The sequence below is a fragment of the Nocardia sp. NPDC057668 genome, from assembly GCF_042799795.1.
Taxonomy (GTDB): Bacteria; Actinomycetota; Actinomycetes; order Mycobacteriales; family Mycobacteriaceae; genus Nocardia.
The window spans coordinates 166,603-191,315 of record NZ_JBHVIC010000004.1 but is presented as its reverse complement, the minus strand read 5'-3'; the positions used below and the strand labels follow the sequence as shown (position 1 = coordinate 191,315).

The following is a 24,713-nucleotide window of genomic DNA, read 5'->3' as shown; positions in this document are numbered from 1 at the left end:
GGCGCGGTGCACGCGCCTACGCCGGCTCACGGGGCGGCGGGTACGCCGAGAGCCGCCTGTCGATGACCTCGACCAATTCGTCGATGCCGTCACCGCGGGCGGCGATCAAGGTCAGCACGGGAACCCCGGATTCGGCGTGCAGGTCGCGCGTGGTCTGCTCGGCGCCCTCGCGATCGGCCTTGTTGACCACCAGCACATCCGCGATCTCGAGCAGCCCGGCCTTGGCGGCCTGCACCGCGTCCCCGGCCCCTGGATCGAGCAGGACCACCACGAGATCGGCGACCGCGGCGATCTCGAGCTCGCACGGACCGACGCCCACCGATTCGAGGAACACCACGTCATAGGACAGTGCGGCCAGCAGCCGGACCGCCACCGGCACGGCGGCCGAGAGTCCACCGGTGTGCCCGCGGGTGGCGAGGGACCGGATCAACACCTCGGGATCGTCCACGTGTTCGGCCATCCGGATCCGGTCGCCGAGCAGCGCGCCGCCGCTGAACGGGGAGGTGGGGTCGACCGCGAGCACCGCGACCCGAAGGCCGCGTGACCGATAGGCGGCGGCCAAACCCGCTATGGCGGTGGACTTTCCGGTGCCGGGCGGCCCCGTCACCCCGATCACCCGTGCCGCGGCGGAAGTGAGGGCGGCACAGACGTCGGCGCAACGCGGTCCCTCCGCCAGTGACAGGAGGCGACCCACCGCGCGCACCGAGCCGGTCCGCGCGTGCGCCAGCAACTCGGCGATCTCCGGGTCCACCGGATGTGCGAGGGTCGCGGGCATCCCATCGGCGCTGTGCATCTCGGGCCTCTCCTCGGCCGGTGACCCGGCACGGTGTGCGACTCGGCAGCTTCCCGGCGTGGACAGCGAGGTCCGCGTTCCGGTTGCGCGATCACGCAACCGAGTGTGGCTCGATCGATCGAGCCCCGCCGAGTCGTTCAGGGCGCCGGCACCTCGAGCACGGTGGCCGAGCCCATGCCGCCGCCCGCGCACATCGCGACGATGCCGTATCCACCACCGCGCCTGCGCAACTCGTGCACCATCGTGACGATCATGCGCGCGCCGCTGGCCGCCACCGGATGCCCGAGCGAACATCCGCTGCCGCTGTAGTTGACGCGATCAGGGTCCAGGTTCAGTGCGCGCACGGTGGCGACCGGGACCGAGGCGAACGCCTCGTTGATCTCGAACAGCGACACCTCGGCGAGCGAGATGCGGGCCTTGTCGGCGGCGCGCGTGATGGCCTCGATCGGGGCCAGGCCCGTCTCGGCGGGATCGACGCCGACCGACACCCAACTGCGGATCACGCCCAGCGCGGGCAGGCCCAGCTCGGAACTGGCCACGACCAGGGCCGCCGCGCCGTCGTTCGCGCCGCTGGCGTTGCCCGCGGTGATGGAGAAGCCGTCGATTTCCGGGTGCAGCGGCTTGAGGGCGGCCAGGCGTTCGAGGGTCGTGTCGCGGCGCGGGTGCTCGTCGGTGTCGAAGACTCCGTGCGGAGTCTCGATCGGGACGATCTCCTCCTTGAAGCGGCCCTCGTCGATCGCGGCGATGGCGTTGCGATGCGAGCGCAGCGCCCACTCGTCCTGTTCGGTGCGCGAGATGCCCACGCGCACCGCGGTATTCCAGCCGACCGTGATGGACATGTCCATGCACGGCGCTTCCGGGCGATCGGGATGGCTGGGCGAGACCCACGGATCGATCCACTCGTCCGCACCCACCTTGAAGCGGGCGCGCGGCGCGGTGGAGTCGGAGTTCACGCCACCGGCGATGATCAGGTCCGACATGCCCGCGCGGATGTTCGCGGCCGCGGTCTGCACCGCGGACATACCGGCCGCGCAGTGCCGGTTCTGGGCCAGGCCCGGTGCGCCGGTGAGCCCCGCCGTGACCGCGGCGTGCCGGGCCAGCACGCCGCCGCCGTAGCGGCCCTCGCCGAGAATGACGTCGTCGACGCGGTATTCGCCGCCGAGTCCGTCCGAGGCGGCACTCACCACGTGCCGAGCCAGGTCGAAGGCATTGGTGTCGCGCAGGGTGCCCTTGCGGGCGGTCCCGATGGCGGTGCGGAGCGCGGAGACGATGACTGCGTCAGGCATTGGAGGACTCCATTTCGGCGACGAGCGTGCGGCGCAACAGTTTTCCGGTATCGGTCTTGGGCAGTTCGGGGCGGAAGACGATGGCGTCGGGGGTCTTGGACGAGCGCAGGCGCTGTTTGACCCAGTCCCGGATCTGTTCGGGATCGCCGGCGCCGACCACCACCGCGACCAGGCGCTGGCCCCATTCGGGATCGGGGACGCCGATCACCGCGGCCTCGGAGATGCCGGGGAATTCCAGCAGTACGTCCTCGATCTCGGCCGGTGCGATGTTCTCGCCGCCGCGGATGATGGTGTCATCGGCACGGCCCTCGATGAACAGGTAGCCTTCGGCGTCCAGCCGGCCCAGGTCGCGGGTGGGGAACCAGCCCCGGTCGTCGAGCACGCTGCGGTCGCCGTATTCGCCGGAGATCTGTTCCCCGCGGACGAAGACCAGACCGGTGTCGCCCTGGGGCACGGGTTCGCCTGCCTCGCTGCGGATCTCGAACTCGATGCCGGGTAGCGGGCGGCCGACCGAACCGAGCCGGTCGCGCACCGCGGGGTCGCTGGAGGCGGCGGCAGTGCGGTGGTCGTCGGGGCCGAGGAGCGCGACGGAGGACGCGGTTTCGGTGAGCCCGTAGGCGTTCACGAATCCGGTGGAGCCGAATACCCGCAGGGCTCTTTCCAGCACCGGTCGCGGGGTGCGGGATCCGCCGTAGGCGAGGCTGACCAGGGTCGGGGTCCGCGCATCGTCGCCCTCGACGGTCGCGACGATGCGGGCGAGCATGGTCGGCACCAGCATGGCGTGCGTAACGCCTTCGCGGCGAACGGTTTCCAGCCAGCGCTCGGGGTCGAAGGCGGGGAGGTAGACCACGCGGCGGCCCGAGTAGAGGTTCGACAGCAGGTTCGTCAGTCCCGCGATGTGATAGGGCGGCACCGAGACCAGCGTCGATTGCCCGATGCCCGCGCCGTACTCGACGGTGTTGATCAGATACGCGGTCAGGTGCCGGTGGCGCAGCAGCGCGGCCTTGGGGGCCGAGGTGGTGCCGCTGGTGTAGATGATCGCGGCGACGGCGTCCTCGTCGGCCGCGGCGTCCTGCTCGGCGGGCGCTTCGTCCGCGATCGCGGCCAGGAAGGGGTCCAGGTCGTCCTGTTCCAGGACCAGTGCACCCGGGTGCCGGTCGCGCAGCGCGGCGAGCTGTTCGGCGCCGAGTCGATAGTTCAAGGGCACGAAGGGAATTCCCGCCGCGGCGGCCCCGAACAGCACGACCGGATAGGCCGGATGGCTCGTGCCGAGGTACAGCACCGCCGGGTAGCTCCGCAGCCGGGTCGCGGCGCGGCGCGCGAGCTCGAGTAACTCGGGAGCCGTGAGGGAGCGCTCGCCCGAGGTGATGACGGGGTGATCGCCGCCCGCCGCGGCCATGTCTAGGATCATGCCGATGTTCATGAGAACATTATTCTCACAATTGGAGAGTGGTAGTTGCAAGAGAGGAATACCACATGCAGATCAACGGCAGCTCGGCACTGGTCGTCGGGGGCACCGGCGGACTGGGCGAGGCAACCGTGCGGCGGCTGCACGCCGCCGGCGCCAAGGTGGTCGTCGCCGACGTCGCGGACGAGAAGGGTAAGGAACTCGAACGGGAGCTGGGTGTGCGCTACGTGCGCACCGACGCCACCGACGAGCAGTCGGTCCAGGACGCCATAGCGGAGGCGCAATCGCTGGCGCCGCTGCGCGTCTCGGTCGACACCCACGGCGGCCCGGCCAGCGGCGGGCGGCTCGTCGGCCGCGACGGCTCGGCCCTGGGCCTGGACGGTTTCCGCACCACCATCGAGTTCTACCTGACCGCCGTCTTCAACGTGCTGCGCCTGTCCGCGGCCGCCATCGCGAAATCCGAACCCCTGGAGGAGGATCAGCGCGGCATCATCATCAACACCGCCTCCATCGCCGCGTTCGAGGGCCAGGTCGGCCAGGTCCCCTACGCCGCGGCCAAGGGCGGCGTGGTCGGCATGACCCTGGTTGCCGCCCGCGATCTCGCGCCGCTGGGCATCCGGGTGGTCACCATCGCACCGGGAATGATCGACACGCCCGCCTATGGCAAGAACGGGGACAAGTTGGCCGCATACTGGGGCCCGCAGATTCCCTTCCCCAAGCGCCTGGGCCGCTCGGCGGAATACGCCAAGCTCGCGACCTCGATCATCGAGAACGACTACCTCAACGGCGAGGTCATCCGCCTCGACGCCGCCCTGCGCTTCCCGCCCAAATAGCCGAATCCGCTCCGCCGGAAGGACACCGACGATGTACGACCTTCCCCCCACCGACCACTGGGCCGTCCCGGTCATGACCGTGGACAACGCCCACCGCGTGATGCAGCAGCACTTGACCTGCCCGGCCACCCTCTGCCCGCGCAAGCGCCAGGCCAAACACCGCCTGACCGAAGCCGCCCATCTCGTTCCCGCCGATCAGCCTCACTTCGGCGGTTGAACACTTCCGCGCGGCCATCGCGCGATCGCCGCGGCCGCTCAGACGCGGGGTGCGATGAGGCGAGCCAGTGCGGTGTGCGAATTCTCGGCGGGGGCATTGGCCGCCCGGCGGTTGGCGTGCGTGGCCGCGACGGCTCCGGCGCGGCCTTGCGACCGGATCTCCTGGGGCGTGCGGCCGTACCAGCGCCTGACCACGCGCGTGAGCGCGGATTGCTCTCGTAGACCTACCAGAACCGTGATGCGGCTCAGCGGAAGGTCCGTATCCAGCAGGAGTCGGTAGGTCGCGTCCCGGCGAGCCGTATCGAGAACCGCGGTGAACGTCGTGCCCTCACCCGACAGGGCGCGCTGCAAGGTGCGCGGTCCGGTGTGCAGCATCGCCGCGACGGTGGCGATGTCGGCGGTGGATTCGAGAAAGGCGCGGTCGATGGCGAGGCGCACCCGGGCTGTCATGGTGCGGTCGAGTTCGGAGAAATTGCGCGCGAGATAGTCCATGGCCAGCGTGTGCAGCATCGGGTCACTGCCGAGCATGGGACGGGCGAGCAACTCGGCGGGAAAGCGCAGCAGGGTGGTCGGCATGTCGAATCGCACGTCGGCGCCGAAGAATTCGGCATAGCGCGCGGCGGGCGCGCGGGGTGGATGCGGCAGGTACACGGTCCGCAGCCCGTACGCGCCGCCGAGGCCGTGCCGGACGAAGCGATGCAGAAAGCCCGCACCGTGGTCTATGCCTTGGCTGAACGCCGAAACCTCCGCCATGTCACGGTAGTTCAACGAGATCACGCCGGGTTGTTGCTCGGGATCGGCGCACAGCTCGACCGAGATGCCCGCGTGATGGATGTGCAGGTAGCGCTGGGCGCAGGCCAGCGCCGTACCGACGGTCGGCGCGTTGAGCAGGGCGACCGCGAGCGGACCGAGCACACTGAAATCCTGGCGTTCGGCCAGTCGTAATCCGAAGTCGGGACAATGCAATTCGGTCGCGGCGACCTCCAGCGCCCAGCCCATGGACTCCGACGTCGCGACCGCGTCGTCCGAGTCCACCGCCTCCGGTGCGATGCCGAAGCGCCGCAGCAGGGCGACTCCGTCACCCCCGAGTTCGTCTACCAATTCGCGGAATCCGCGCAGTGTCGCGGCACGCCCCATCGTCGCCATCAGCAACCCCACCAACCATGTCGAATTGGTTTCGCAGCGTATCGAGCACGGCACCTCGCGACAAGACCCGCGCCGATTGTCTCAGCCACGACCTGCGGTTTCACCGGCCCGAACACGCAGACAGATCGACATATGGCACAACCACTGTCGCGTAGGGGTAAAAGGATGTCGCCCAGGAACGAGTCGTCGCTACCCGTCGGTAGCAACAATCTGGCTCAGGAATCGACTGAGAGGCGGAACACAGGATGAGGGCTGGGAGGCGGACGAAGTCGTTCGCGATTCGCGGCATGGTGGTGGCATCGGTGGCGCTGGGTACCGTGCCGTTCCTGACGCCGACGGCTTTCGGTGGACCGGGCGGGGGGTTCACCGCGATCGACGGCGGAGACCGGGCAGCACAGTGGAATTCGGCCCTGAACGGTCCGCAGCCCTACAACGGCGTCGCGCCCGATCTCGCGGTGCCGATCACGATGAGCGACGGCGCGGTGCTCAAGGCCGACATCATCCATCCGGCGCGCGACGGCCGGCGACCCGACGGCCGGCGACCGGTGATCCTGCAGATGCAGGGCTACGGCAAGCTTCCGATGCTCATCGGCCAGGCGCTGCTGAGCTCGGCCGACGACCTCGGCATCAAGAAGCCGCTCGAGGACTGGATCGCCTCGATCAACCTGCCCGGGGTCGGGATCGACGGACTGTTCGACCTGACCCGCCAGGCCGATTCCGGTGCGATCGAAGCCGCGCTGCAGGATTGGGCGCTCGCGGAGGCCGGATACACGCTGGTGCAGATCGATTTGCGCGGTACCGGGTCCTCCGAGGGCAGCTGGCAGGTGTTCGGCGATCGCGAGAAGCAGGATGCCGCCGAGGTGATCGACTGGATCACCCGGCAGGACTGGAGTGACGGCAACGTCGGCACCATGGGCATCTCGTTCACCGCGATCAGTGCGCTCGAGGCCACCGACCGGATGCCGCCGGGGCTGAAGGCCGTCTTCGCCTACGAGGGCAGCGCCGATATCTTCGGCGACATCGCGGGGCCGGGCGGTGCGGTCGGCGTCGGCTTCCTGGTGCCGTGGCTGCTGGGTGTCAACGCGCTCAAGATGATTCCGGACATCACCGCTCTCGCGGTCGGAAAGTTCGATCTCGCGCAGCAGTCGCGGTGGCTGCGGGACCGCATCGCCGACCCGTTGACGCTGGTCGAGATGGTCGTGAACGGTTATACGGCCCTGACCCCCGATCAGCTGACCCCCCAGACGCGCGGGCTGATGAATCCGAATTCGCCGTTCCGGCAGGGGCTCAAAGCCGACGTCGGCAACATCCGGGTGCCGACCTTCATGGTGGGCGCCTGGTTCGACATCTTCGGCACCAGCCCGACCGACACCTTCAATTCGATCCCGCTGCCCACCGAGCAGAAGAAGCTCATCATGGGTGACGGTTACCACCTCGGCTCCGGCGTGGCCGGTTTCGGCGACCCGGGTATGCCGCCGCGCCTGGATGTGTTGCAGCGAGCCTGGTTCGACCACTGGCTGCGCGGAATCGACAACGGCATCGAGGATTACGCGCCGATCGTGGTCAAACAGCAGGGCGGCGGGTGGACCGACGCTGCGGAGTTCCCACGCACCGAGGCCACATACCGGCGCGTGTACCTCAACGACGTGCCCTCGGGCACCGCGTCGGGTTCGGTCTACGACGGCGGACTTTCGCAGCAACCGCTGCAATCCCAGCCGCGTGACCTGACCGTCGCACCGGGCCTGTTGAGCATCTGCGGCCGCGACGTCGCGCGGATCAGCGCGGGCGTGACGGCGCTGGTGGACGCCTGCGGCAAGGACTCGCGCGTCTGGGAGCACGACGGACTGAGCTTCACCAGTGCCCCGGTCTCCGAGGCCACCACGGTGTCGGGTCCGATCGCCGCGCACCTCAACGTGGTTCACGACGCCACCGACGGCTACTGGGTGGCGACGCTCAACGATGTCGCGCCCGACGGAACGTCCAACCAGATCGCGACCGGGCAGCTCGTCTCCTCGCTGCGCCAGATCGACGACGCGGCGAGCAAGACCTCCGCCAACGGCGACTACACCGACCCGCGGTACTTCCTCGACCTCGATCGGCGTCAGCCCACCGTCCCCGGTGAGCCCGTCACCCTGGACATCGCCCTCACCCCGATCGACGCGGTGTTGCAGCCCGGCCACCGACTACGCGTCAACGTCTACGCGAGCAATTTCCCCAAGGGTCTGCCGCCGCTGATGTTCCTGGCCGATTCCGGTCTGAAGCCCGAGCACCTGCGGCTGGATCCCGCGGCGCCCAGCTGGGTCAATATCGCTCTGACCGCGGCCATTCCGGACTGACGCGGCCGCGCCGTGCGAGAAATCGCACGGCGCGCGCTCGATTCGGTGCTGCCGCGGTGACTTTCGACGATGGTAAGGCGATCCACCCTGGGCGGCGCTGTTCGCGCCGAGCCGCCCGGGGCCGGACCGCCGCTCGCGCGATGGAGCGCGGGAGCGGCGGGGCGTTCAGCCGCGCGGCGCGGTGAGGCGGGCGATCGTGGCGCGGAAGTCCTCGGTCTGGAAGGAGAGGTCCTCGGCGGCGTTGGCATAGTCGAGCGTCGCCAGGACCGCGCGCTCCAGGTGCAGGTTGAGCAGCCGTTTCGTGGATTCCACGGCCTGGCGCGGGAGTTCGAGGATGCGCTTGGCGCAGGCCAGGGCCTCCGAGACCGGATCGGCGACAACATGATTGACCAGGCCCATGGTGTGCGCGCGGTCGGCGGGAATCTTCGCGCCGGTGAGGGCGTATTCCTTGGCCAGCAGCAGGCTGGTGTGCAGGGGCCAGGTCAGCGGGCCGCCGTCGGCGGCCACCAGGCCGACCTGGACGTGCGGATCCTTCAGGTAGGCGGTCTCGGCCATGTAGACGATGTCACTGAGCGCGACCAGCGAACAGCCCAGGCCGACGGCGGGACCGTTGACCGCGGTCACCAGCGGCACCCGGCAGCGTGCCATCCCCAGCACGATGTCACGGCCGTGGGCGATGGTCTTGGCGCGCAGCCGCGAATTCTGGCCCAGCTCGGCCAGATACGCGAAATCGCCGCCGGCGGAGAAGGCTTTGCCCGCGCCGGTGAGCACCGCGACCCGGGCGTCCAGGTCGTCGTTGAGGTGCGTCCAGAGCCGCGCCAGGCCCGTGTGCAGCTCATCGTTGACGGCATTGAGCGCGTCGGGCCGATTGAGGGTGATGATGCGAAGGGGTCCGTCCGCCTGGACGTCGATCTCTTCCGGCAGGTCGTACATGTCAAACTCCTAGTCCGAGAATGCGAGAGGCGATGATGTTCTGCTGGATCTGCGAGGTCCCGCCCATCACGCTCTGCGCGCGACTGTAGAAATACGCGGACAGCAGATCGGGGTCCGACGTGCCGCCGACCGCCAGCGCGGCGTGACCGACGGCCTGATCGACCCAGGTCATGAGCAGTTTGTCCAGGGATCCGTCGGGACCGTGGGTGACACCGTCGAGCTGTTCGGACAGTCGGCGGCGCACGTGCAGGCGCAGCATCTCGGTTTCCACCGCCGCCCACGCCAGGTCCTCGGGCACTTCGTCGCCGGCGCGAGCCAGCAACTGGCGCACCAGTTTTCCGTAGCGCGCGGCGTAGCCCAGGGTCGAAGGCTCGCGCTCGTGCCCGACCACGGTCATGGCCAGGCGCCAGCCGTCACCGGGCGCGCCGATCAGGTTCTCCGCGGGCACCCGGGCGCCGTCGAAACTCACCTGGCCGAATTCCCGGGTGACGCCGTTGATCATCTTCAGCGGCCGCTGCACCACACCGGGTTGATGCATGGAGATCACGAAGGCCGAGATGCCCTTGTGCCGTGGCACTTCGGTGTCGGTGCGCGCCAGCAGCAGGCACCAGTCCGCGACATCGGAATAGCTGGTCCAGACCTTGTGGCCGTTGACGACGTAGTGATCGCCGTCGCGAACGGCGGTGGTGCGCAACGACGCCAGGTCCGACCCGGCGTCCGGCTCGCTGAAACCCTGGCACCAGCGCTGGGTGCCGTCGATCATGCCGGGCAGGAAGCGGCGCTGAATGTCCTTGTCGCCGTGCCGCCCCAGGCCCTGCACCAGGTAGCCCAGGCTCGGCCGGGGCGGTGCGCCCGCGATGGCGAGTTCCTCGTCCAGGATGACGTCGAAGACCGGTGGCAGGTCTTGGCCGCCGAATTCGCGGGGCCAGGACAGGCCGAAGAAGCCCGCGCCGTGCAGGGCACGATGCCACTCGCCCTGGCGCGCCCAATAGTCGTCGCCCGCCGTCGGGAACTCGCCCGCCACCGCGGCGAGCCAGGTGCGCAGCCGGGCACGGAAGTCCGCTTCCCGCGGGGAGTCACGAAAGTCCATGGTCGATCTCCTTCAGGCCGACGGGGAACAGTTCGATGGAGGTGAGCGCGCGGCGCAGATAGACGTGCGCCAGGCACTCCCAGGTGTTGCCGATGCCGCCGTGCACCTGAATGGCCGTCTCGCACACCGTCCGCGCGGCCCGGGCGGTGTAGAGCTTGGCCACGCGGGCGGCGCGCAACGCGTCGGCGGCGGGCAGCTCGTCCACCGCCCAGGCCGCGTAGCGCAGCACGCTGATCGACCCTTCGATCAGCGCCTGGTTGGCGGCCAGCAGATGGGCGACCGCCTGATAGGACCCGATCGTGTGCCCGTACTGTTCCCGGACTTTGGCGTAGTCGACCGCCAGTTGCTGTGCGCCGCGGGCGGTGCCGAGCAGGTCGGCCGTCGTGGCGGTGACGGCCAGTGCGTGCCACCGAGTTTGCCGCGCGGCAGACAGCTCGCCGAGGGGTTCGGGGTCGCTCGACACGGTGGCGGCATCGCGGGTGAGGTCCGCGCCGGCCGCGATCTCCCCGGTCCGAGCCCCCCGCAGCGCCCCCTCCGTGACGAGCAGCACCCGATCGCTGCCGCGGGCGTCGATCGCCCGGTCCTCGACAGCGACGGTCCACCGCGAGTCGTCACTGTCCGATTGCCCGCGCAGGTCGTCGGCGAGCACCGGCCCCAGGAAGGCGACGTCGACCAGGCCGCGGCCGAATTCCTCCGCCACCAGCGCGACTTCGATCCCGGACGCGCCGTCCGATCGCAGTGCCCGCCAGCCGCTGGTCTCCACCGCCTTGTCCAGCCGGGCGCGGCGCTGTGCGTCGTCGAGGTCGGCAACGCTGCCCGGACCCAGTTCGTCGGCCAATCGCGCGGCGGCGGTGCGCAATTGGCGTTGTTCATCGGTCAGCCGGACGTCCATGGTTCTCCTTGAGTACTCGCCGCAGCGCCTTACCCGAAGGCAGGCGCGGGATTTCGGGCACGTACACGACCCGGCGGGGTCGCTTGTAGGTGGCCAGGCGGGCACCGACCAGGTCGATCAGGTCGGGCGAGGGCACATCGGCGGTGGTGACCACCGCCGCGACGATCGCCTCGCCGTCGCGCTCGTCCGGTTCGCCGAACACCGCGCAGTCGGTCACCGCCGGATGCTCCAGCAGCACGGCCTCGATCTCGGCGGGGGCGACCTGGAAGCCGCGCACCTTGATCATCTCCTTGGCTCGGTCGGTGATGCGGAGCCAGCCGTCGCCGTCGATCCAGCCGATGTCACCGGTACGGTACCAGCCGTCGGCGAAGGCGCCGGCGGTTGCTTCGGCGGGCAGATATCCGGCCATCACCGACTCCGAGCGACACTGGATCTCACCGATCTCCTTGTCCGGCAGGCATTCCCCGGTCTCCAGGGACACCACGCGCAACGTCACGCCGGGAGCGGCTTTGCCGACGCTGTCCAGGCGGGCCGCGCCGATCGGGTTGCAGGCGATGACCGGCAGTTCGCTCGCGCCATAGGCGGGCAGCCAGCCCACACCGGTGCGGCGGGTGACGGTCTCGGCGACCGCGGCGGTCACCGGCGTCGCGCCCCACATGATGAAGCGCAGCGAACTCAGGTCGTAGCGTTCGATATCCGGGTGCCCGGCCAGGGCCAGCGCGATCGGCGCGACGGCCATCTCCACGGTGATCCGGTCGTCCTGAATGCAGGTCAGGACCGTGCCGAGGTCGAACCGGCGGTGCAGTCGGAGCCACGTGCCCGCTTCGAGGGCGGTGACGATATTGAGCAGGCCGAGGATGTGCGAGGGCGGGGTGGCGATCTGCATGCGGTCGGTGGCGGTGAGCCCCAGCACGTCTCGCCACTGGCGGACGGCGGTGGTCAGGGAGGCGTGGGTGTGCCGGACCGCCTTGGGCATTCCGGTGGTGCCGGAGCTGAACACCAGGACGGCGTCGGCGGCGGGATCCGGGTCCGGAAAGGTGTGCGCCGCAAGCTCGATCGGGTCGTCGAGGTGTCGAACCGGCAGCAGGCCGGCCAGCACGGGATGATCGCCGATCCCGCGAACCGCACCGGTCACGGCCAGCGCGTGCGCGACCTCGTCGTGCTTGTAGGCCGGGCTGATGAGCACGGCCGCCGCGCCGATCCGCCACAGCGCGAGCACCGCCAGGACGAATTCGGGCCGGTTCGAGGACATGATCGCCACTCGATCACCGGCCCGGATTCCACCGTCTCGCAGTTCCAGCGCCAGACCCGTGGCCAGCGCGTCGATTTCCGCGCGGGAGTACTCGCGCCCCTCGAAGGCGAGCGCTGCCGCCGCAACCCCGGATGACATTTGAGAAGATCCCGTCTCGTGTAGGAGAATCATATTCTCACATTGATAGAATCTTAATACCAGGAGGTGAGGGTTCATGGCGAGACCACCCGCGTTCCAGCGCGCGACAGTGACCCGGATCGTCAAGGAGAGCGTCGACGCCCGGACCTTCGTGCTCGCACCGCACGACGCGCCGATCCCGTACCGGGCCGGGCAGTTCTGCACCTTCAAGGTCACCATCGACGGCCGGGCGCTGTACCGCTCCTACTCCATGTCCAGCGCGCCCGAGACCGACGCGGAATTCACCACGACCGTCAAACGCGTTGCGGGCGGCGCGGTCTCGAACTGGATGCACGATCACCTCACCGAGGGCGACGAGATCGAGGTGGCCCAGGCGGCCGGCCGGTTCTGCCTGCGCGACACCGAGGTTCCGCTGCTGGGGTTCAGCGGCGGCAGCGGCATCACACCGCTGCTCTCGCTCACCAAGTCCGCGCTGGCCACCACCGAGCGCCGCATCCGGCTGCTGTGCGCGGATCGCGACGCCGAATCGATGATCTTCGAGGCCGCGCTCGCCGAGCTGGCCGCCCGGTACCCGGGCCGGTTGGACGTGGTTCGGCATCTGGATTCGGCGGGCGGCTTCCTGGACGCGGCCGCCGTGCGCGGGTTCGTCGGCGCGGATGTGCTGGCCGACCATTACATCTGCGGCCCCGAGCCTTTCATGGAGATGGTCGAACTCGCGGTGCCGGACGGAGGGACGGTCTTCAGCGAGCGTTTCGGCACGCCGGCGCCGCGAGCGGCGGCCGCCGCGCCGACCCCCCCGGCCGCGCCACCCACAGGCACCGTCACCATCATCTTGAATCGCAAGAAGAAGTCGGTCCCCCGCAAAGACGGTGAGACGCTGCTGGAAAGCGCTCGGCGCGCGGGGATGGCGCCGCCCTTCTCCTGCGAAGCGGGCAACTGCGCCACCTGCATGGCGAAGGTGACCTCGGGGCACGCCACCCTGCGGCAGAACGAGGCGCTCACCGACAGCGAGCTGGCCGAAGGGTATGTCCTGACCTGTCAGGCCGTTCCGGATACCGAGTCGATCACCGTCGACTACGAGTGAGGCCGAGCGGCCTTGCCGCGCAGCAGGTGCCACAGGGTCCCCTGGGAGAGGGGACCCTGCGGCACCTCGAGCACTACCCGACTTGAAACACGCAGTGCCGAAACAGCTTCCGGTTCCGCGTGAAACGCCCGCGCGAGCAGGCCGTGCCCGTCACGCAGGCCCGAGCAGAACCCGCTCATCCGGTTCTGCCGGGCCGTCCGCCGGCGACTCAGCGCAGTTCGCGGGCGAGGTCCGCGATGACCGTCCGGGTGAGCTGCTTGGAGGCGATCAAGTCCGCGACGGTGTCACCGATCGGCAGCAAGCGCACCGACAGATCGGTCGCGCCCGCCTCCGCGTAGCGGCGCAGGCCCGCGGCGATGGTCTCCTCGTCACCGGCTATGCACAGATCACCGATGTCGCGCGCCTCGCCGCGCTCGAGCAGGCGCTGATAGTTCGGCGAGATCTCCGCCTCCCCGAGGATGCGATTCGCCCGCTCCTTGGCCGCGTCGATATCCGCACGCGCACACAGGCATACCGGGATCCCGGCGACAACACGCGGAGCCGGCCTGCCCGCGTCGGCCGCCGCCTTGGTGATCTTGGGAACGATGTGCCCGGCGATCGCGCGCTCGTCGGCCATCCACAGAATGGTGCCGTCGGCGCGCTCGCCCGCGACCCGCAGCATCACCGGCCCCAGCGCCGCGACCAGCACCGGCAGCGGCGTGCCCGGCGTCAGGTCGGTCGGATTGTCCACGGCGAACGAGTCATTGCGCACCCGCACCGGCCCGGGCCCGCTCACCGCGGCGTTCAGCACCTCGAGATAGTCGCGGGTGTACGCGGCGGGCTTGTCGTACGGCAGGCCTAGCATGTCGCCGACGATCCAGTGATGGGACGGCCCCACCCCGAGCGTGAGACGGCCACCGGCCATCGCCTGCACCGACAGCGCCTGGCGGGCCAGGGCGATCGGATGCTGGGCCTGCAAAGGAACGACCGCCGTACCCAGTTCGATCCGGGACGATCGCGCGGCCATGGCGGCGATGGCGGTCAGGGCGTCGAAGTCGGTGGGTATCTGCGGAATCCACGCGGTGTCCAGCCCCGCGGACTCGGCCCACTCGATATCACGCAGCATGCGTTCGAGCTTGCGGGCGGTGTCGCCCTTCTCCGGCCCGATCATCACTCCGATGCGCACGGTTCCTCCAAAGTTAGTGGTTTTCATCCGGTTTCGACCGAGGTCAGGCCGCGGATCTCGGTGACCATCGCCGCGGGCGAGGTCCCCGTGGTGAAAACCGCGGCGGCGCCGGCGCGCAACAGCTCCGGCACGTCCGCTCCCGGGATCGTCCCGCCGACCACGACCGCGATGTCCGCGGCATCGGCGGCCCGCAGCCCGGTGATCACCCGGCTGGTCAGGGGCAGATGTGCCCCGGACAGCACGCTCAGGCCGATCACGGCGACGTCCTCCTGCAGCGCGATCGCCACGATGTCCTCGACGCGCTGGCGAATACCGGTGTAGACCACCTCGAAACCGGCATCGCGCAGCGCGCGGGCCAGGATCTTCGCGCCGTGATCGTGACCGTCCAGCCCGGGCTTGGCGATCAGTATTCGTACGGGGACCCGGACCGCGTCGGCCGGTGCGACTCGCTCCGGCGTGCCGGCGAACGGCGGCTGCGTGTGGTCGCTCATCAGCGGATACGTTACTTGCGAAAAATGAGAATGCCAATACCATCTGAGGGAAACGCATATTCACTTGCCGCGAGGAGCGTCATGACCGATCCGGACCGCCCGCTGACCGACCGCACGATGGTGATCTCCGGGGCCAGCCGCGGCATCGGCCTCGCGATCGCCGTCGCGGCCGCCGCCCAGGGCGCGAATGTGGTGTTGCTGGCCAAGACCGGGGAACCGCACCCGAAACTGAGCGGCACCGTGCACACCGCCGCCGCCGAGATCGAGGCGGCCGGCGGGAAAGCCGCGGCGGTCATCGGTGATGTGCGCTCGGAAGAGGATGTGCGGCGCGCTGTCGATACCGCGGTCGAACGCTTCGGCGGCGTGGACCTGTGTGTGAACAATGCCAGCGCCATCGCCACCGAGGCCACGGATGAGTTGTCCGCCAAGCGATTCGATCTCATGCAGGATGTGAACATCCGCGGCACCTTCCTGCTGACCCGGGCCTGCCTACCGCACCTGCGGCAATCACCGAACGCACACGTGCTGACCCTGTCGCCGCCGATCAATATGAACCCGCGCTGGCTGGGCGCGCACCCCTCCTACACCGTGTCCAAATACGGGATGACGCTGCTCACACTGGGCTGGGCGGCCGAATTCGCCGGTACCGGAATGGCTTTCAACTGCCTGTGGCCGGAGACGTTCATCGCCACCGCGGCGGTGGCACATATGACGGATTCGGAGAATTTGCTGCCGCGTTCGCGAAGTCCGCGCATTATGGGCGATGCGGCTGTCGCCATTGTGACCCAGCCCGCTCCGCAAATCACCGGCCACTGCTTCATCGACTCCGACGCCGTCACCCGCTATACGACCACCGACGACCTGTCCGGTTACGGCGGCGGCGATCACCCCAAGCTCGACCTGTTTCTCGACTGAGTCACCGGGCCGCGCTGCCCCCAGCTCACGAATTTCTTTGTCAGAGAGAACCGATCATGCGTCAACTCCACTCCGTACCCGCCCCTGCCGCCGATCCCGAAGCCCCGGTCCACGTGATGGTCCGGGACGTACTCGACTATTTCGGCTCCTGCGAGCGCTGCGGCTATCCCGCCCAGGCCTCGGAAGTGGTGCGCACCTTCGGCAACGGCCGCGTCCAGGTCGCGATGACCCCGACGTGCGGGCTGCCCTGCGGGTGGCACGGCCAGCCGCGGGTATCCCACACCACCGTCGACGATCTCACCGAATTGCGCACCGCGTTGCGACAGCACCAGGTCGCTTGAGCACCGGACCCGTTCAGCACGCCGGAGCTCGGTCGGCGCGCTGATCGAACGGGTCCGGCGGATGAATGGGGCGGTCGGTGTCCGACAGTGTCGCGCCGATCCGCCCCGGCGCACCGCTAGGCCCCGGCCTCACGCGGTACGGCGGTGGTGATCCCCGGCCAGCTGATCGCCGGCCATGACCGGGGCAGGTGAATCAGTCCGCGCGACACCATCTCCACGAGATCCTCGTAGCCGGCGCGCATTTCGGCGAGATGTTCCCAGGCATGGTGGCGCGCGATGGTGTCCTGGGCATCGTGCAGTGTCCAGTGCGCCGCGGCGGCTGCCTCGGCGACCCGGCCGATCACCCCGCCCACCGAGTCGGTGCCCCGCGGTACGCCGGGGCGCGGACGCGGCAGGCGGCTGCTCAGCCAGGAGTCGATGTCACGCACGACCGTCGCGATCTGCCTGCCGATACGTACGTCTGCGGGCTCGGCGAGCCAGTCCCGGTACAGCGATCCGAGGGCGCGAGCCCATTCCGCCAAGGGCCGATCGGAGTCCGCGTTGCCGTCGATCGCACGCAGCAGTTCGGTCGCGGACAGAAACGGGGCGGATCCGGGGAACAGTGGGTAGCGCGAGCCCGGAGTGCTCACGGTCGCACACCCGGCGAGGCGATATCGACGCGGCAGGCGGGCGAGCTCCCGTGCGGGACACGCACGGGAGGTGGGTTTCCTTCATCGGACACGACAACTCCTGAGCACAACGAGCGCCGGATGGCGGGCGCACAGCCGCGGATCCGAATCCGCGGTTCGGGGCTTACGGGATCGCCTCTCGTACGCACGGACCCCGCGGCGGCGGCGGAGTAGGCGACCTCGCAGCTACCAAAACTAACAAGCGCGGTCGCCGACCGCACCCGTGCGTGCGCAAGTCTCAAAGAACCTTTACAAACCGACGGGTGCGGCTCACCCGAACCGGCGTCTCGGCGGGCTCAGGCCTGGACCGGCACCTGGTAGATGTTGTCGGCGGGGTGTCCCGCGCGCTCGTGGATCCTCCGCACAGCCTCCGCGTCGGGGGCTTCGGACAGACAGAACACCATTCCCGACTCGGGGTCGGCCCAAGCAAGGGATTCGGCCACCGCGTGTTTCGGCGGCGGGTATCTTGACCGCCAGCTGAGAAGGGAAAGTATGAAGAACGTCAAGGTCGGGGTTGCCATCGTCATCGCGGCGACCCTGCTATCGGGTTGCGGGGCCGAGGACGACTCGGTGCAGAGTTCGCCGGGCGGTGCTACGGCTCCGGCCGGCGCTACCTCGCAGCGAGGGGCCACCGTCAAGGCCGTCGGGCAAGAGTCCGGGGTCGGCAAGCCCGGTGCGGAACCGGTCATCAAGTGGACCGTCACGAACATCGAGGTCGGTGCGGCGTGCGCCGAGGCCGCGGCCGTGCCCGCGGAGAACGGGCAGTTCGTGGTCGTCTCGGTCGACGCGGCCACCTCGAGCGAATTCGACCAGGGCAAGATCGGCGGGCCCGGGTTCTTCCACCCGGGGAACCACTGGCAGCTGGTGGACTCCGCGGGTGTGCCGCACCCGCATCCCGCGTCGGACGCGGCGTACCGGTGCACGACGGCCGATTGGCCCGAGGATCTCGCACCCGGATCCCGGTATCAGTTCAAGCTGACGTTCGACTCCCAAACCCCCACGGGCACACTGCTCTTCGCGCCGCCGAACTGGGCCGGTGGCTGGGAGTGGACTTTCTGAGCGGCTCACGCGGCGTCGCTGCGACGCTCGGCGAGCCGGGAACGGGCATCCACCCTCGGGATGCCCTCGACACCGGTAGAGATGGACCATGACCCGTATCGCCGTCACCGGCCACATGAACATCACGGCGGACTCGGTCCCCTTGATCTACAGCGAGATCCGGCGCATTTTGGCCGCGGCCGGTGACGGGGCGAGTCTGGTCGGCATCAGCTGTATCGCACGTGGCGCGGATTCGGTGTTCGCACAGGCTGTGCTGGACGCGGGCGGGGCGCTCGAGGTCGTGGTGCCCTCCCGCAACTACCGCGAGGACAAGGTCAAGCCCGGCCACTTGGCCCAGTTCGACGCACTCATCGAGGCCGCGACCACCGTGCGGGTGATGGACTTCGAGGACGCCGGCCGCGACGCCTACGAAGCCGCCAACGCGGTGCTCGTGGGATCGAGCGATCGGCTGATCGCCGTGTGGGACTCGCAACCCAGCGAGCAGGGCGGCACCGGCACCGTCGTCGACCTCGCTCACGGCAGGGGACTGCCGGTCGCGATCGTGTGGCCCGAGGGCGCCGCGCGCGAATAGCGGTGCGGGCGAATCGCAGCGGGACCGGTGCGGGTGTTCGATCGACCGCTCACGAGGTCGGACAGCGATATCGTCACCGCATGCGGACAGCGCGGGCAATCATCGCGGGGTGGGTCGTTCTGGCCGGTGGAGTGTTGCTGGCGCTCACGGCGGGGTGTGGATCCTCGCCCAGCACAACGCTTCCCACCACAACCGTGCCCGCTCCGCCGAGCAGTACGACGACCACCCGCGCTTCGACCTCTCCCCCGCCGACCTCCAAGTCGGTCACCATCTCCCCGACGCCGCCCACCTCCATCACGGTGCTCGAGCTGCCCGCGGACGGGTCCGCGACCGTCCCGCCCGGCACCGCCTGTGGCGCGTCCACCGGTCAGCCGATCGTGAAGGTGGAGGCGGGAGCCATCTCCTGCGACGAGGCGGAAGCCGTGTTGGCGCGATACCGGGCGCTCCCGCCCGACCCCGCCGCCGGCAATACCAACACCCGGGCCTTCGACGGATGGCAGTGCACCAGTCCCACCTATGCCTCGTCCCAACAGCTCGGATACGGCACGAGCTGCCGTGACGAGGCGCGCGGCGTGCACCTGACAACACCGGTCGGCAGCAGGTGAGGAAATTCTCAGCACAAAACCTATCGAGATCGTTGCTAGGATTCCTCATATGAAAGCTACTACGTCGCTGAGTCTGGACGACACGGTGCTCGAACAGTCCAAGGCTGTCGCCGAGCAGCTGGGAATCCGGCTGTCGGCGTTCGTCGAGTCGGCGTTGCGGGACAAACTGCTGACCACGTCCGCGCGGATCGCCGCTGATTACGAGCGTGCGCAGGGACGTGACACCGCCGAGCACTTCGCCGAGGTGGAGGCCGAGCGGGCCGCGATGGCCGCGGCCATTCGCGCCGACGGCGCCGCGTGGTGACCGCCGCGACCCCTGCACACGGAGAACTCTGGCACTACCTGCCGACCATCGCGGGCCGGGAGAAGCCGTCGTCGCTGGGTGGCGACCGGGTGCTGATCCTGTCGCGGACCGCGGCGAATGCGATTCTGCCGACGGTGCTCGCGGTGCCGGTCGAGCTGACCCCGAAGATGCCGGGCCTGGCCGTCCCGTTCGCCGATGTCGATCCGCTGCCCGGCCTGTCCGCCGTCGTCTACCGCGTCACGCCCGTGTACCGGCCGTGGCTGCAGGACCGGATCGGGGTGGTCAGCGACGCCACGCTCCGCCAGGTCGTCGGCGCGCTGGTCGGCCTGGTCGCCCCCGATACGGTGATCTCACCCGAGCGGTAGTCAGCGTGGCATGAGATTGGTCCATTGGCCCGCGGCCGGGGTGGCCAGATCCGACTGGCGGTAGATCTTGCCGTCGGGGCCTACGTATTTCCCGGTGCGCGGGTCGTATCCGGCGACGCCGACGCCCGGGGACAGCAGATTCTCGGGACCGTCGCCGGATCGGGGATCGGGGGCTATGCCCTGGTTCTCCAGATTCGGGTCCCGTGGGTTCGGGCCCAGTACGGGCTGATCCGAAGCCAGGGGCTGGTAGTCCTGATCGCTGTTGCAGAGCGCGGCGGTCGGGGCCCGTTTACCGGGGTGATTCACACACGGGAAGTTGCGCGCGCCGCGGACCGCGATCTGCGAATCCTGGGGCAGCTTGCAGTACAGATCCTCGGGGGTGTCGATCGTCGTGATGTCCGCCGGTGAGCGCCAGGACGACTGCGGGAGGAAGCCCACGGTGCAGGCGGGTGGGTCCGAGGTGCCCGAGAGCCGGAAGGTGCCCAGACCCCAGCCCGAGGCGTTGTTGGTGGGATGCACCGCCTGAATCATCGAGACCGCGGGCGGCAACAGCACCAGCAGCTGTTCTATGCCCGCGTTATAGGTGACGGCGAGCTGGCCGACCGTGGTCAGATTGGCCAGCAGGATCGGAAGGGTCGGCTTGATCGTGTCCAGTAGCGCAGTCACATCGCGCGCGGCGCCCGGCCCGGTCTCCAGCAGCGTGCGCACCTGGGGATCGTTCGCCACGAGCTGCGCGGTGACCCCGGACAGACTCCGGGTCCACACGCGGATCGCGTCGGCGGTCGCGGCCTGCGAATCCAGCAGGGGCACGGTGTCTTCGATGAGAGTGCGCGTCTGGCTCGCCACACCGTTCAGGTCCGAAGACAACGTCCCCGCCGACGCCATCAACGAATCCAGGTCGTACCCGACACCGTTCACGCCCTTGAACATCTCATCGAGCAGATCACTGAGCTTGTCCTGGGGAATGGTTCCCACCAGCGCGCTCAGGCTGTCCAGCATCGGGCCGACCGCTTGCGGAATCTTGGTGTCGCGCAACGCGATCACCGAACCGTCGTGCAGGTACGGCGCGGCATCGGTGCGCGGGCGCAACTCGACGTACTGCTCGCCCACCGCGGAGACGCTGCGCACCTCGGCATCGAGATCGGCGGGGATCCGCCAGGATTCGTCGATGGCCAGGGTCGCGTGCACCCCGTCCCGGGTCAGTTCCACGCCGGTGACCTTGCCGACCTCGACACCCCGGTAGGTGACATTGCCGAACCGGTACAGCCCGCCCGCGGCGGGCAGTTCCACCGTCACCTCGTAACTGCCGATCCCGGCCAGGGTGGGCAATCGCATGTACACGGTCGCCATGACGGTCAACCCGATCACCGACAGGATCGAGAAGATCACCAATTGGGTTCGCACGAAACGTGACAGCAGCATCAGCGGTTCCCGGGATTCTCCGGCGCCGGCTCGAGGCCGGCGGTCAGCGGATTGTGGACCTGGCGGGCGTAGCCCGGCTCGCCGACCGCGGCCTGGATGACCGTCGTCGGATCACCCCACGGCGTGCCCAGCAGCAGTTCCCTTTGCAGTCGCGGCACCGTGAGGTCAACGGTGGCAACGAGATTGATGTAGTCGCCCTTGATCGCGTGATCGATGCCGTACTGGCCGTAGGGGTACACGGTCGCGAAGGCGACGGCGGCGTTGATGTCCGAGCCGACATCGGCCAGGGTCCGCACCGTGGGCTCGAGATTGGCCAGGTTCGTCAGCAGATCCCCGCGCACCTGCGACACCACCCCGGTGGCGGTGTCGCTGAACGTGCGGAGTTTGTCCAGCGCGGTGACCAGATCCGGGCGGGCCGCGATCAGGGTGTCCAGGGCGGGCGGCAACTTCTGCAGCGCCGCGCTGAGCACGTCGCGCTGCGCGGCGAAGGTACCCGCCAGCCGTTCCACCCCGCCGATGGCGTCGATGATGTTGGCGCGCTGGGCATCCAGGGTGCCCAGCACCGTGTCGAGACGGGTGAGCAGGGTGGCGATGCGGTCCTGGCGGCCGGTGAACGCCTCGTTCAACCCGTGCACGATGTCCCCGATCTGGCCCAGACCACCGCCGTTGACCACCAGCGACAGCGACGCCAGGGTCTGTTCGGTGGAGGGGTAGGTCGAGGAGGAGTTCAGGGCGATGGTCGCGCCGGACTCCAGCCGCCCGGCGGGCGCGACACCCGGCGGCATGCTCAGCGCGAGATGGCTCGACCCCAGCAGGCTGGTCTGCCCGATCACCGCGACCGCGTTGGCCGGCACCGATGTTCCCGGGCGGATCCACACCTCGACCTCCGCGTGCCAGCCCGCCAGCGCGATCTCACCGACGCTGCCGACCACCACGTCATCGATCATGACCGGCGAATTCGACACCAGCGTGCCGACATCGGCCATCTCCACGTGCAGCACGGTGGAACCCGGCTCGTGCCCGGCCGCGCCCGGCAGGGACAGCGAGTTCACGCCGTGCCAGCCGCAGCCGGTCGCGCTGAACATCGCGCACGCGCCCAGCAGCAGAAGTCTGCCGCGGCGTGGAAGACGCTGTGGCGTCATGGGTGTCCTCCGCCCGGGAACAGGATGTCGATCAGGTTCGGCAGGGTAGGCCCGGCCGCCTGGGTGTCGACCACCTGGGGGATCAGCGCCGCGTCGGTGTAGATCAGGTTCTTCGGGTCCGCGGAGGGACCGATCACCGGATTCACCGCGAACGGCAGGTAATTGAACTCGAGCAGCTTCAGGAACGGGCCCAGGTATTCGTGGCAGCGGGCCGCGGCGTCGGCGGCCGTCGCGTTCTCCACGCTGGCGATACCGCCGCAGATGAACTGGATGGGATTGGTGAAGTTGTTGAGCGAGAACACACCCGGCGTGGTTCCGGTGTCGGCGTTGTAGATGTTGTAGAAGTTCGCGACGCTGTTCGGTGCCAGGTGCAGGAGCTCTTCCACGTCGCCGCGCTGATCGACCAGCAGCTGGGTGATATCGGCCAGCCGTTGCACCTGTTCCCCGGCGCGGTCGCGGTTCTCGTTGACGAACCGCTGCACATCCCCGATCGCGATCGACAGGCTTACCAGCGCCGCGTCCAGGTCCGAGCGCGAGTCGTCGAGCAGGCTGGTCAGGGTGGCGAGCCGGTTCTGGAATTCGACGACCTGCACGTTGCTGTCCCGCAGGACGGTGACGAACTTCTGCAGGTTCTCGATGGTGTCCACGATCGAGCCGCTGCCCTCGGCGAGAATTCTTGCCACGCCGGACAATTGGGTGAGCGTGTCCCGCAGCTTGCCGCCGTTCCCCGCGAGCGCGTCCGCCGCGCTGTTGATGAAACGGCCGGTGGTGGAACTGTCGGTCACTCCCCCGTCGGGGCCGAGATCGGTGGCCAGGCGCGCCAATTGGGATTTGACCTCGTCCCATTCCACCGGAACGGCGGTGCGCTCGAGCGGGATCACCGCGTCGTCGGCGAGCACCTCGCCCGATCCGCGATAGGAGGGCGTGAGCTGGACGTAGCGGGCCGCGATCAGGCTCTGTGCCACGACCACCGCCTTGGCATCGGCGGGAATCCGGATGTCACGGTCGACGTCCAGCACCATCTCCGCGGTCGTGCCCCGGGGTTCGATGGCCGCGATACGGCCGACCCGGACCCCGGCCACCCGCACATCGTCCCCGACGTAGATGGCGGTGGTGGCGCTGAACACCGCGCGAATCTGCCTGGGCTCGAACCAGGTTCGATGGACCACGACACCCGCGCCGGCCAGCGCCAGCACCGCCGCGAGCAGGACAGCCAGCTTGCGCATCAACGACCCGTTCATCGCGGACCCTCCCCGCTGGGCAGCGGCACGTTGCCGAACTGCTGCTCGACGAACGGCTGAATCAGCGATCCCGGCAGGAGATTCACCACGTAGGCGTTGTAGAACGGTCCACTCGAGACGATCTCGCCCTGGGTTCGCATGATCTTCACGAAGCCGGGCAGCGCCCGGGAGAGGTTGTCGCGGTTGCGTTCGAGCATGGCCACCACCGAGTTCAGCCGATCCAGCGTGGGCGCCAATTCGGCCTCGTTGTCCGCGACGACACCCGATAGTTGCCGCGCCACCGCGGCGGTGTTGGCCAGCAGATCCACCACGGCCTGCCGGCGTTCGGTCAGCACGCCCAGGAGCGCGTTCCCGTTGAGCAGCAACGCGTTCAGCCGGTCGCTGCGCTGGGCGAGGATGCCCGTCACATCCGCCGTCGCGCCCAGCAGGTCACGCAGCGAATCGTTGCGCTCGTTGAGCGAGCGCGATATCCGGCTCAGCCCGTCGAAGGCCGGGCCCAGCTGCGGGGCGACCCGGTCCAGGGTCGAGGACAGCAGCGCCAGTGACTGATTCAGGGCCTGGGTGTCGATGTCGGAGACGTTCGTGGTGAGGTCGCCGACCACGTCGGTCAGCGAATACGGCGAGGACGTGCGCTCGACGGGAACGATCTGACCCGGGCGCAGCACCCCCTCGCCCTCGGAGATCACCGTCAGCAGCCGTTTACCCAGCAGCGAACCGGTTTTGATGTGCACGGTGCTGCGATCCCCGAGCCGGACGCCGGCTTCGACGGCGAACACCACCCGGGCATCACCGTCGCGCAGGCTCACCCTGGCGACCTGCCCGACCTTGACCCCGGAGACGATCACGTCGTCTCCGGCGGTGAGCCCGCCGGCCTCGGTGAAGACCGCCTCGTAGCGCACCGTGGTGCCCCAGCTGGTCAGGCGCTGCGATTGCAGGCCGATCAGGATCACACAGACGATGACGACGACGCCGACCAGACCGTGGCGCACCAGATTTCTGCCGCGATATTCGAGCATG

General features: G+C 69.0%; 27 protein-coding genes. 11 read left to right on the top strand and 16 right to left on the bottom strand.

Annotation, left to right across the window (positions count from 1 at the left end; all coding sequences use genetic code 11):
* Positions 1-16: 16 nt before the first annotated feature.
* The 3 genes from ACFVBH_RS24925 to ACFVBH_RS24915 all read right to left on the bottom strand — a co-directional run bounded on the left by ACFVBH_RS24925 (position 17) and on the right by ACFVBH_RS24915 (position 3,502).
* A complete protein-coding gene (locus ACFVBH_RS24925; protein WP_379004957.1) occupies positions 17-793 on the bottom strand; it encodes an ArgK/MeaB family GTPase in 777 nt (258 codons plus the stop codon).
* 137 nt (positions 794-930) lie between these two features.
* On the bottom strand, positions 931-2,079 hold the full coding sequence (locus ACFVBH_RS24920) for a thiolase family protein (protein ID WP_379004955.1): 1,149 nt from the start codon (positions 2,077-2,079) through the stop codon (positions 931-933).
* The gene (locus ACFVBH_RS24915; protein WP_379004953.1) at positions 2,072-3,502 is read right to left on the bottom strand and encodes a class I adenylate-forming enzyme family protein; all 1,431 of its coding nucleotides are present in this window, start codon (positions 3,500-3,502) and stop codon (positions 2,072-2,074) included. The genes ACFVBH_RS24920 and ACFVBH_RS24915 overlap by 8 nt, the downstream gene beginning before the upstream one ends.
* A gap of 53 nt (positions 3,503-3,555) precedes the next feature.
* Here ACFVBH_RS24915 and ACFVBH_RS24910 point away from each other — a divergent pair, with 53 nt between their 5' ends.
* Together ACFVBH_RS24910 and ACFVBH_RS24905 are read left to right on the top strand one after the other, a co-directional pair.
* Positions 3,556-4,320: an SDR family NAD(P)-dependent oxidoreductase gene (locus ACFVBH_RS24910; RefSeq protein WP_354988683.1), complete on the top strand. Its 765-nt coding sequence runs from the start codon at positions 3,556-3,558 to the stop codon at positions 4,318-4,320.
* Between the two features lie 31 nt (positions 4,321-4,351).
* Positions 4,352-4,537: a hypothetical protein gene (locus tag ACFVBH_RS24905; RefSeq protein WP_379004951.1), complete on the top strand. Its 186-nt coding sequence runs from the start codon at positions 4,352-4,354 to the stop codon at positions 4,535-4,537.
* 38 nt (positions 4,538-4,575) lie between these two features.
* Here ACFVBH_RS24905 and ACFVBH_RS24900 read toward each other — a convergent pair whose 3' ends face one another.
* Positions 4,576-5,682, bottom strand: a complete 1,107-nt coding sequence (locus ACFVBH_RS24900; RefSeq protein ID WP_379004949.1) for an AraC family transcriptional regulator — start codon at positions 5,680-5,682, stop codon at positions 4,576-4,578.
* A gap of 245 nt (positions 5,683-5,927) precedes the next feature.
* On the opposite strand from ACFVBH_RS24900, the gene ACFVBH_RS24895 reads away from it, so the two are divergent.
* On the top strand, positions 5,928-8,018 hold the full coding sequence (locus ACFVBH_RS24895) for a CocE/NonD family hydrolase (protein ID WP_379004947.1): 2,091 nt from the start codon (positions 5,928-5,930) through the stop codon (positions 8,016-8,018).
* A 165-nt stretch (positions 8,019-8,183) separates the two neighbouring features.
* On the opposite strand, the gene ACFVBH_RS24890 is transcribed toward ACFVBH_RS24895, so the two are convergent.
* From ACFVBH_RS24890 to ACFVBH_RS24875, 4 genes are read right to left on the bottom strand one after another with little or no spacing between them, the layout of a single operon-like run.
* Positions 8,184-8,951, bottom strand: a complete 768-nt coding sequence (locus tag ACFVBH_RS24890; protein ID WP_379004945.1) for an enoyl-CoA hydratase/isomerase family protein — start codon at positions 8,949-8,951, stop codon at positions 8,184-8,186.
* A gap of 1 nt (position 8,952) precedes the next feature.
* Entirely contained in the window at positions 8,953-10,041 is a 1,089-nt protein-coding gene (locus ACFVBH_RS24885) for an acyl-CoA dehydrogenase family protein (RefSeq protein WP_379004943.1), read from the bottom strand.
* Positions 10,028-10,933 (bottom strand): acyl-CoA dehydrogenase family protein, encoded by a 906-nt coding sequence (locus ACFVBH_RS24880; RefSeq protein WP_379004941.1) that lies wholly within the window; start codon positions 10,931-10,933, stop codon positions 10,028-10,030. The genes ACFVBH_RS24885 and ACFVBH_RS24880 overlap by 14 nt, the downstream gene beginning before the upstream one ends.
* Entirely contained in the window at positions 10,911-12,323 is a 1,413-nt protein-coding gene (locus ACFVBH_RS24875; RefSeq protein ID WP_379004939.1) for a class I adenylate-forming enzyme family protein, read from the bottom strand. The genes ACFVBH_RS24880 and ACFVBH_RS24875 overlap by 23 nt, the downstream gene beginning before the upstream one ends.
* A gap of 76 nt (positions 12,324-12,399) precedes the next feature.
* On the opposite strand from ACFVBH_RS24875, the gene ACFVBH_RS24870 reads away from it, so the two are divergent.
* The gene (locus tag ACFVBH_RS24870; protein ID WP_379004937.1) at positions 12,400-13,407 is read left to right on the top strand and encodes a 2Fe-2S iron-sulfur cluster-binding protein; all 1,008 of its coding nucleotides are present in this window, start codon (positions 12,400-12,402) and stop codon (positions 13,405-13,407) included.
* Positions 13,408-13,615: 208 nt separating this feature from the next.
* Here ACFVBH_RS24870 and ACFVBH_RS24865 read toward each other — a convergent pair whose 3' ends face one another.
* Both ACFVBH_RS24865 and ACFVBH_RS24860 read right to left on the bottom strand, forming a co-directional pair.
* Positions 13,616-14,572 (bottom strand): TIGR03564 family F420-dependent LLM class oxidoreductase, encoded by a 957-nt coding sequence (locus ACFVBH_RS24865; protein ID WP_379004935.1) that lies wholly within the window; start codon positions 14,570-14,572, stop codon positions 13,616-13,618.
* 23 nt (positions 14,573-14,595) lie between these two features.
* Positions 14,596-15,063: a cobalamin-dependent protein gene (locus tag ACFVBH_RS24860; protein WP_379004933.1), complete on the bottom strand. Its 468-nt coding sequence runs from the start codon at positions 15,061-15,063 to the stop codon at positions 14,596-14,598.
* Positions 15,064-15,144: 81 nt separating this feature from the next.
* On the opposite strand from ACFVBH_RS24860, the gene ACFVBH_RS24855 reads away from it, so the two are divergent.
* Complete coding sequence (locus tag ACFVBH_RS24855; protein ID WP_354988694.1) at positions 15,145-15,978, top strand: SDR family oxidoreductase; 834 nt, start codon at positions 15,145-15,147, stop codon at positions 15,976-15,978.
* Positions 15,979-16,034: 56 nt separating this feature from the next.
* Positions 16,035-16,319 carry a hypothetical protein gene (locus ACFVBH_RS24850; protein WP_354988695.1) on the top strand — a complete coding sequence of 95 codons (285 nt, stop codon included), beginning with the start codon at positions 16,035-16,037 and terminating at the stop codon, positions 16,317-16,319.
* Positions 16,320-16,435: 116 nt separating this feature from the next.
* Here ACFVBH_RS24850 and ACFVBH_RS24845 read toward each other — a convergent pair whose 3' ends face one another.
* The gene (locus ACFVBH_RS24845) at positions 16,436-16,948 is read right to left on the bottom strand and encodes a hypothetical protein (protein WP_379004930.1); all 513 of its coding nucleotides are present in this window, start codon (positions 16,946-16,948) and stop codon (positions 16,436-16,438) included.
* A gap of 335 nt (positions 16,949-17,283) precedes the next feature.
* Complete coding sequence (locus ACFVBH_RS24840; protein ID WP_379005878.1) at positions 17,284-17,508, bottom strand: nickel-binding protein; 225 nt, start codon at positions 17,506-17,508, stop codon at positions 17,284-17,286.
* Here ACFVBH_RS24840 and ACFVBH_RS24835 point away from each other — a divergent pair.
* From ACFVBH_RS24835 to ACFVBH_RS24815, 5 genes are all read left to right on the top strand, one after another.
* Complete coding sequence (locus ACFVBH_RS24835; RefSeq protein WP_379004928.1) at positions 17,480-18,046, top strand: hypothetical protein; 567 nt, start codon at positions 17,480-17,482, stop codon at positions 18,044-18,046. The two genes, ACFVBH_RS24840 and ACFVBH_RS24835, sit on opposite strands and share 29 nt — an antisense overlap.
* A gap of 88 nt (positions 18,047-18,134) precedes the next feature.
* Positions 18,135-18,617, top strand: coding sequence for a hypothetical protein (locus tag ACFVBH_RS24830; protein WP_379004926.1), 483 nt, complete (start codon positions 18,135-18,137; stop codon positions 18,615-18,617).
* 80 nt (positions 18,618-18,697) lie between these two features.
* On the top strand, positions 18,698-19,222 hold the full coding sequence (locus tag ACFVBH_RS24825; RefSeq protein ID WP_379004924.1) for a hypothetical protein: 525 nt from the start codon (positions 18,698-18,700) through the stop codon (positions 19,220-19,222).
* 49 nt (positions 19,223-19,271) lie between these two features.
* Positions 19,272-19,526 carry a hypothetical protein gene (locus tag ACFVBH_RS24820; RefSeq protein ID WP_354988701.1) on the top strand — a complete coding sequence of 85 codons (255 nt, stop codon included), beginning with the start codon at positions 19,272-19,274 and terminating at the stop codon, positions 19,524-19,526.
* Complete coding sequence (locus ACFVBH_RS24815; protein WP_354988702.1) at positions 19,523-19,891, top strand: hypothetical protein; 369 nt, start codon at positions 19,523-19,525, stop codon at positions 19,889-19,891. Before ACFVBH_RS24820 ends, ACFVBH_RS24815 begins: the two co-directional genes overlap by 4 nt.
* Here the strand turns inward: ACFVBH_RS24815 and ACFVBH_RS24810 are convergent, their stop codons facing one another.
* Genes ACFVBH_RS24810 through ACFVBH_RS24795 form a run of 4 tightly spaced genes read right to left on the bottom strand, consistent with a single transcriptional unit; the run spans position 19,892 to position 24,712 of the window.
* Positions 19,892-21,310, bottom strand: a complete 1,419-nt coding sequence (locus ACFVBH_RS24810) for an MCE family protein (RefSeq protein ID WP_379005876.1) — start codon at positions 21,308-21,310, stop codon at positions 19,892-19,894.
* Positions 21,311-21,312: 2 nt separating this feature from the next.
* Entirely contained in the window at positions 21,313-22,455 is a 1,143-nt protein-coding gene (locus tag ACFVBH_RS24805; RefSeq protein WP_379004921.1) for an MCE family protein, read from the bottom strand.
* Entirely contained in the window at positions 22,452-23,696 is a 1,245-nt protein-coding gene (locus ACFVBH_RS24800; protein ID WP_379004919.1) for an MCE family protein, read from the bottom strand. Before ACFVBH_RS24800 ends, ACFVBH_RS24805 begins: the two co-directional genes overlap by 4 nt.
* Complete coding sequence (locus tag ACFVBH_RS24795) at positions 23,693-24,712, bottom strand: MCE family protein (RefSeq protein WP_379004917.1); 1,020 nt, start codon at positions 24,710-24,712, stop codon at positions 23,693-23,695. The genes ACFVBH_RS24800 and ACFVBH_RS24795 overlap by 4 nt, the downstream gene beginning before the upstream one ends.
* Position 24,713: the final 1 nt, after the last annotated feature.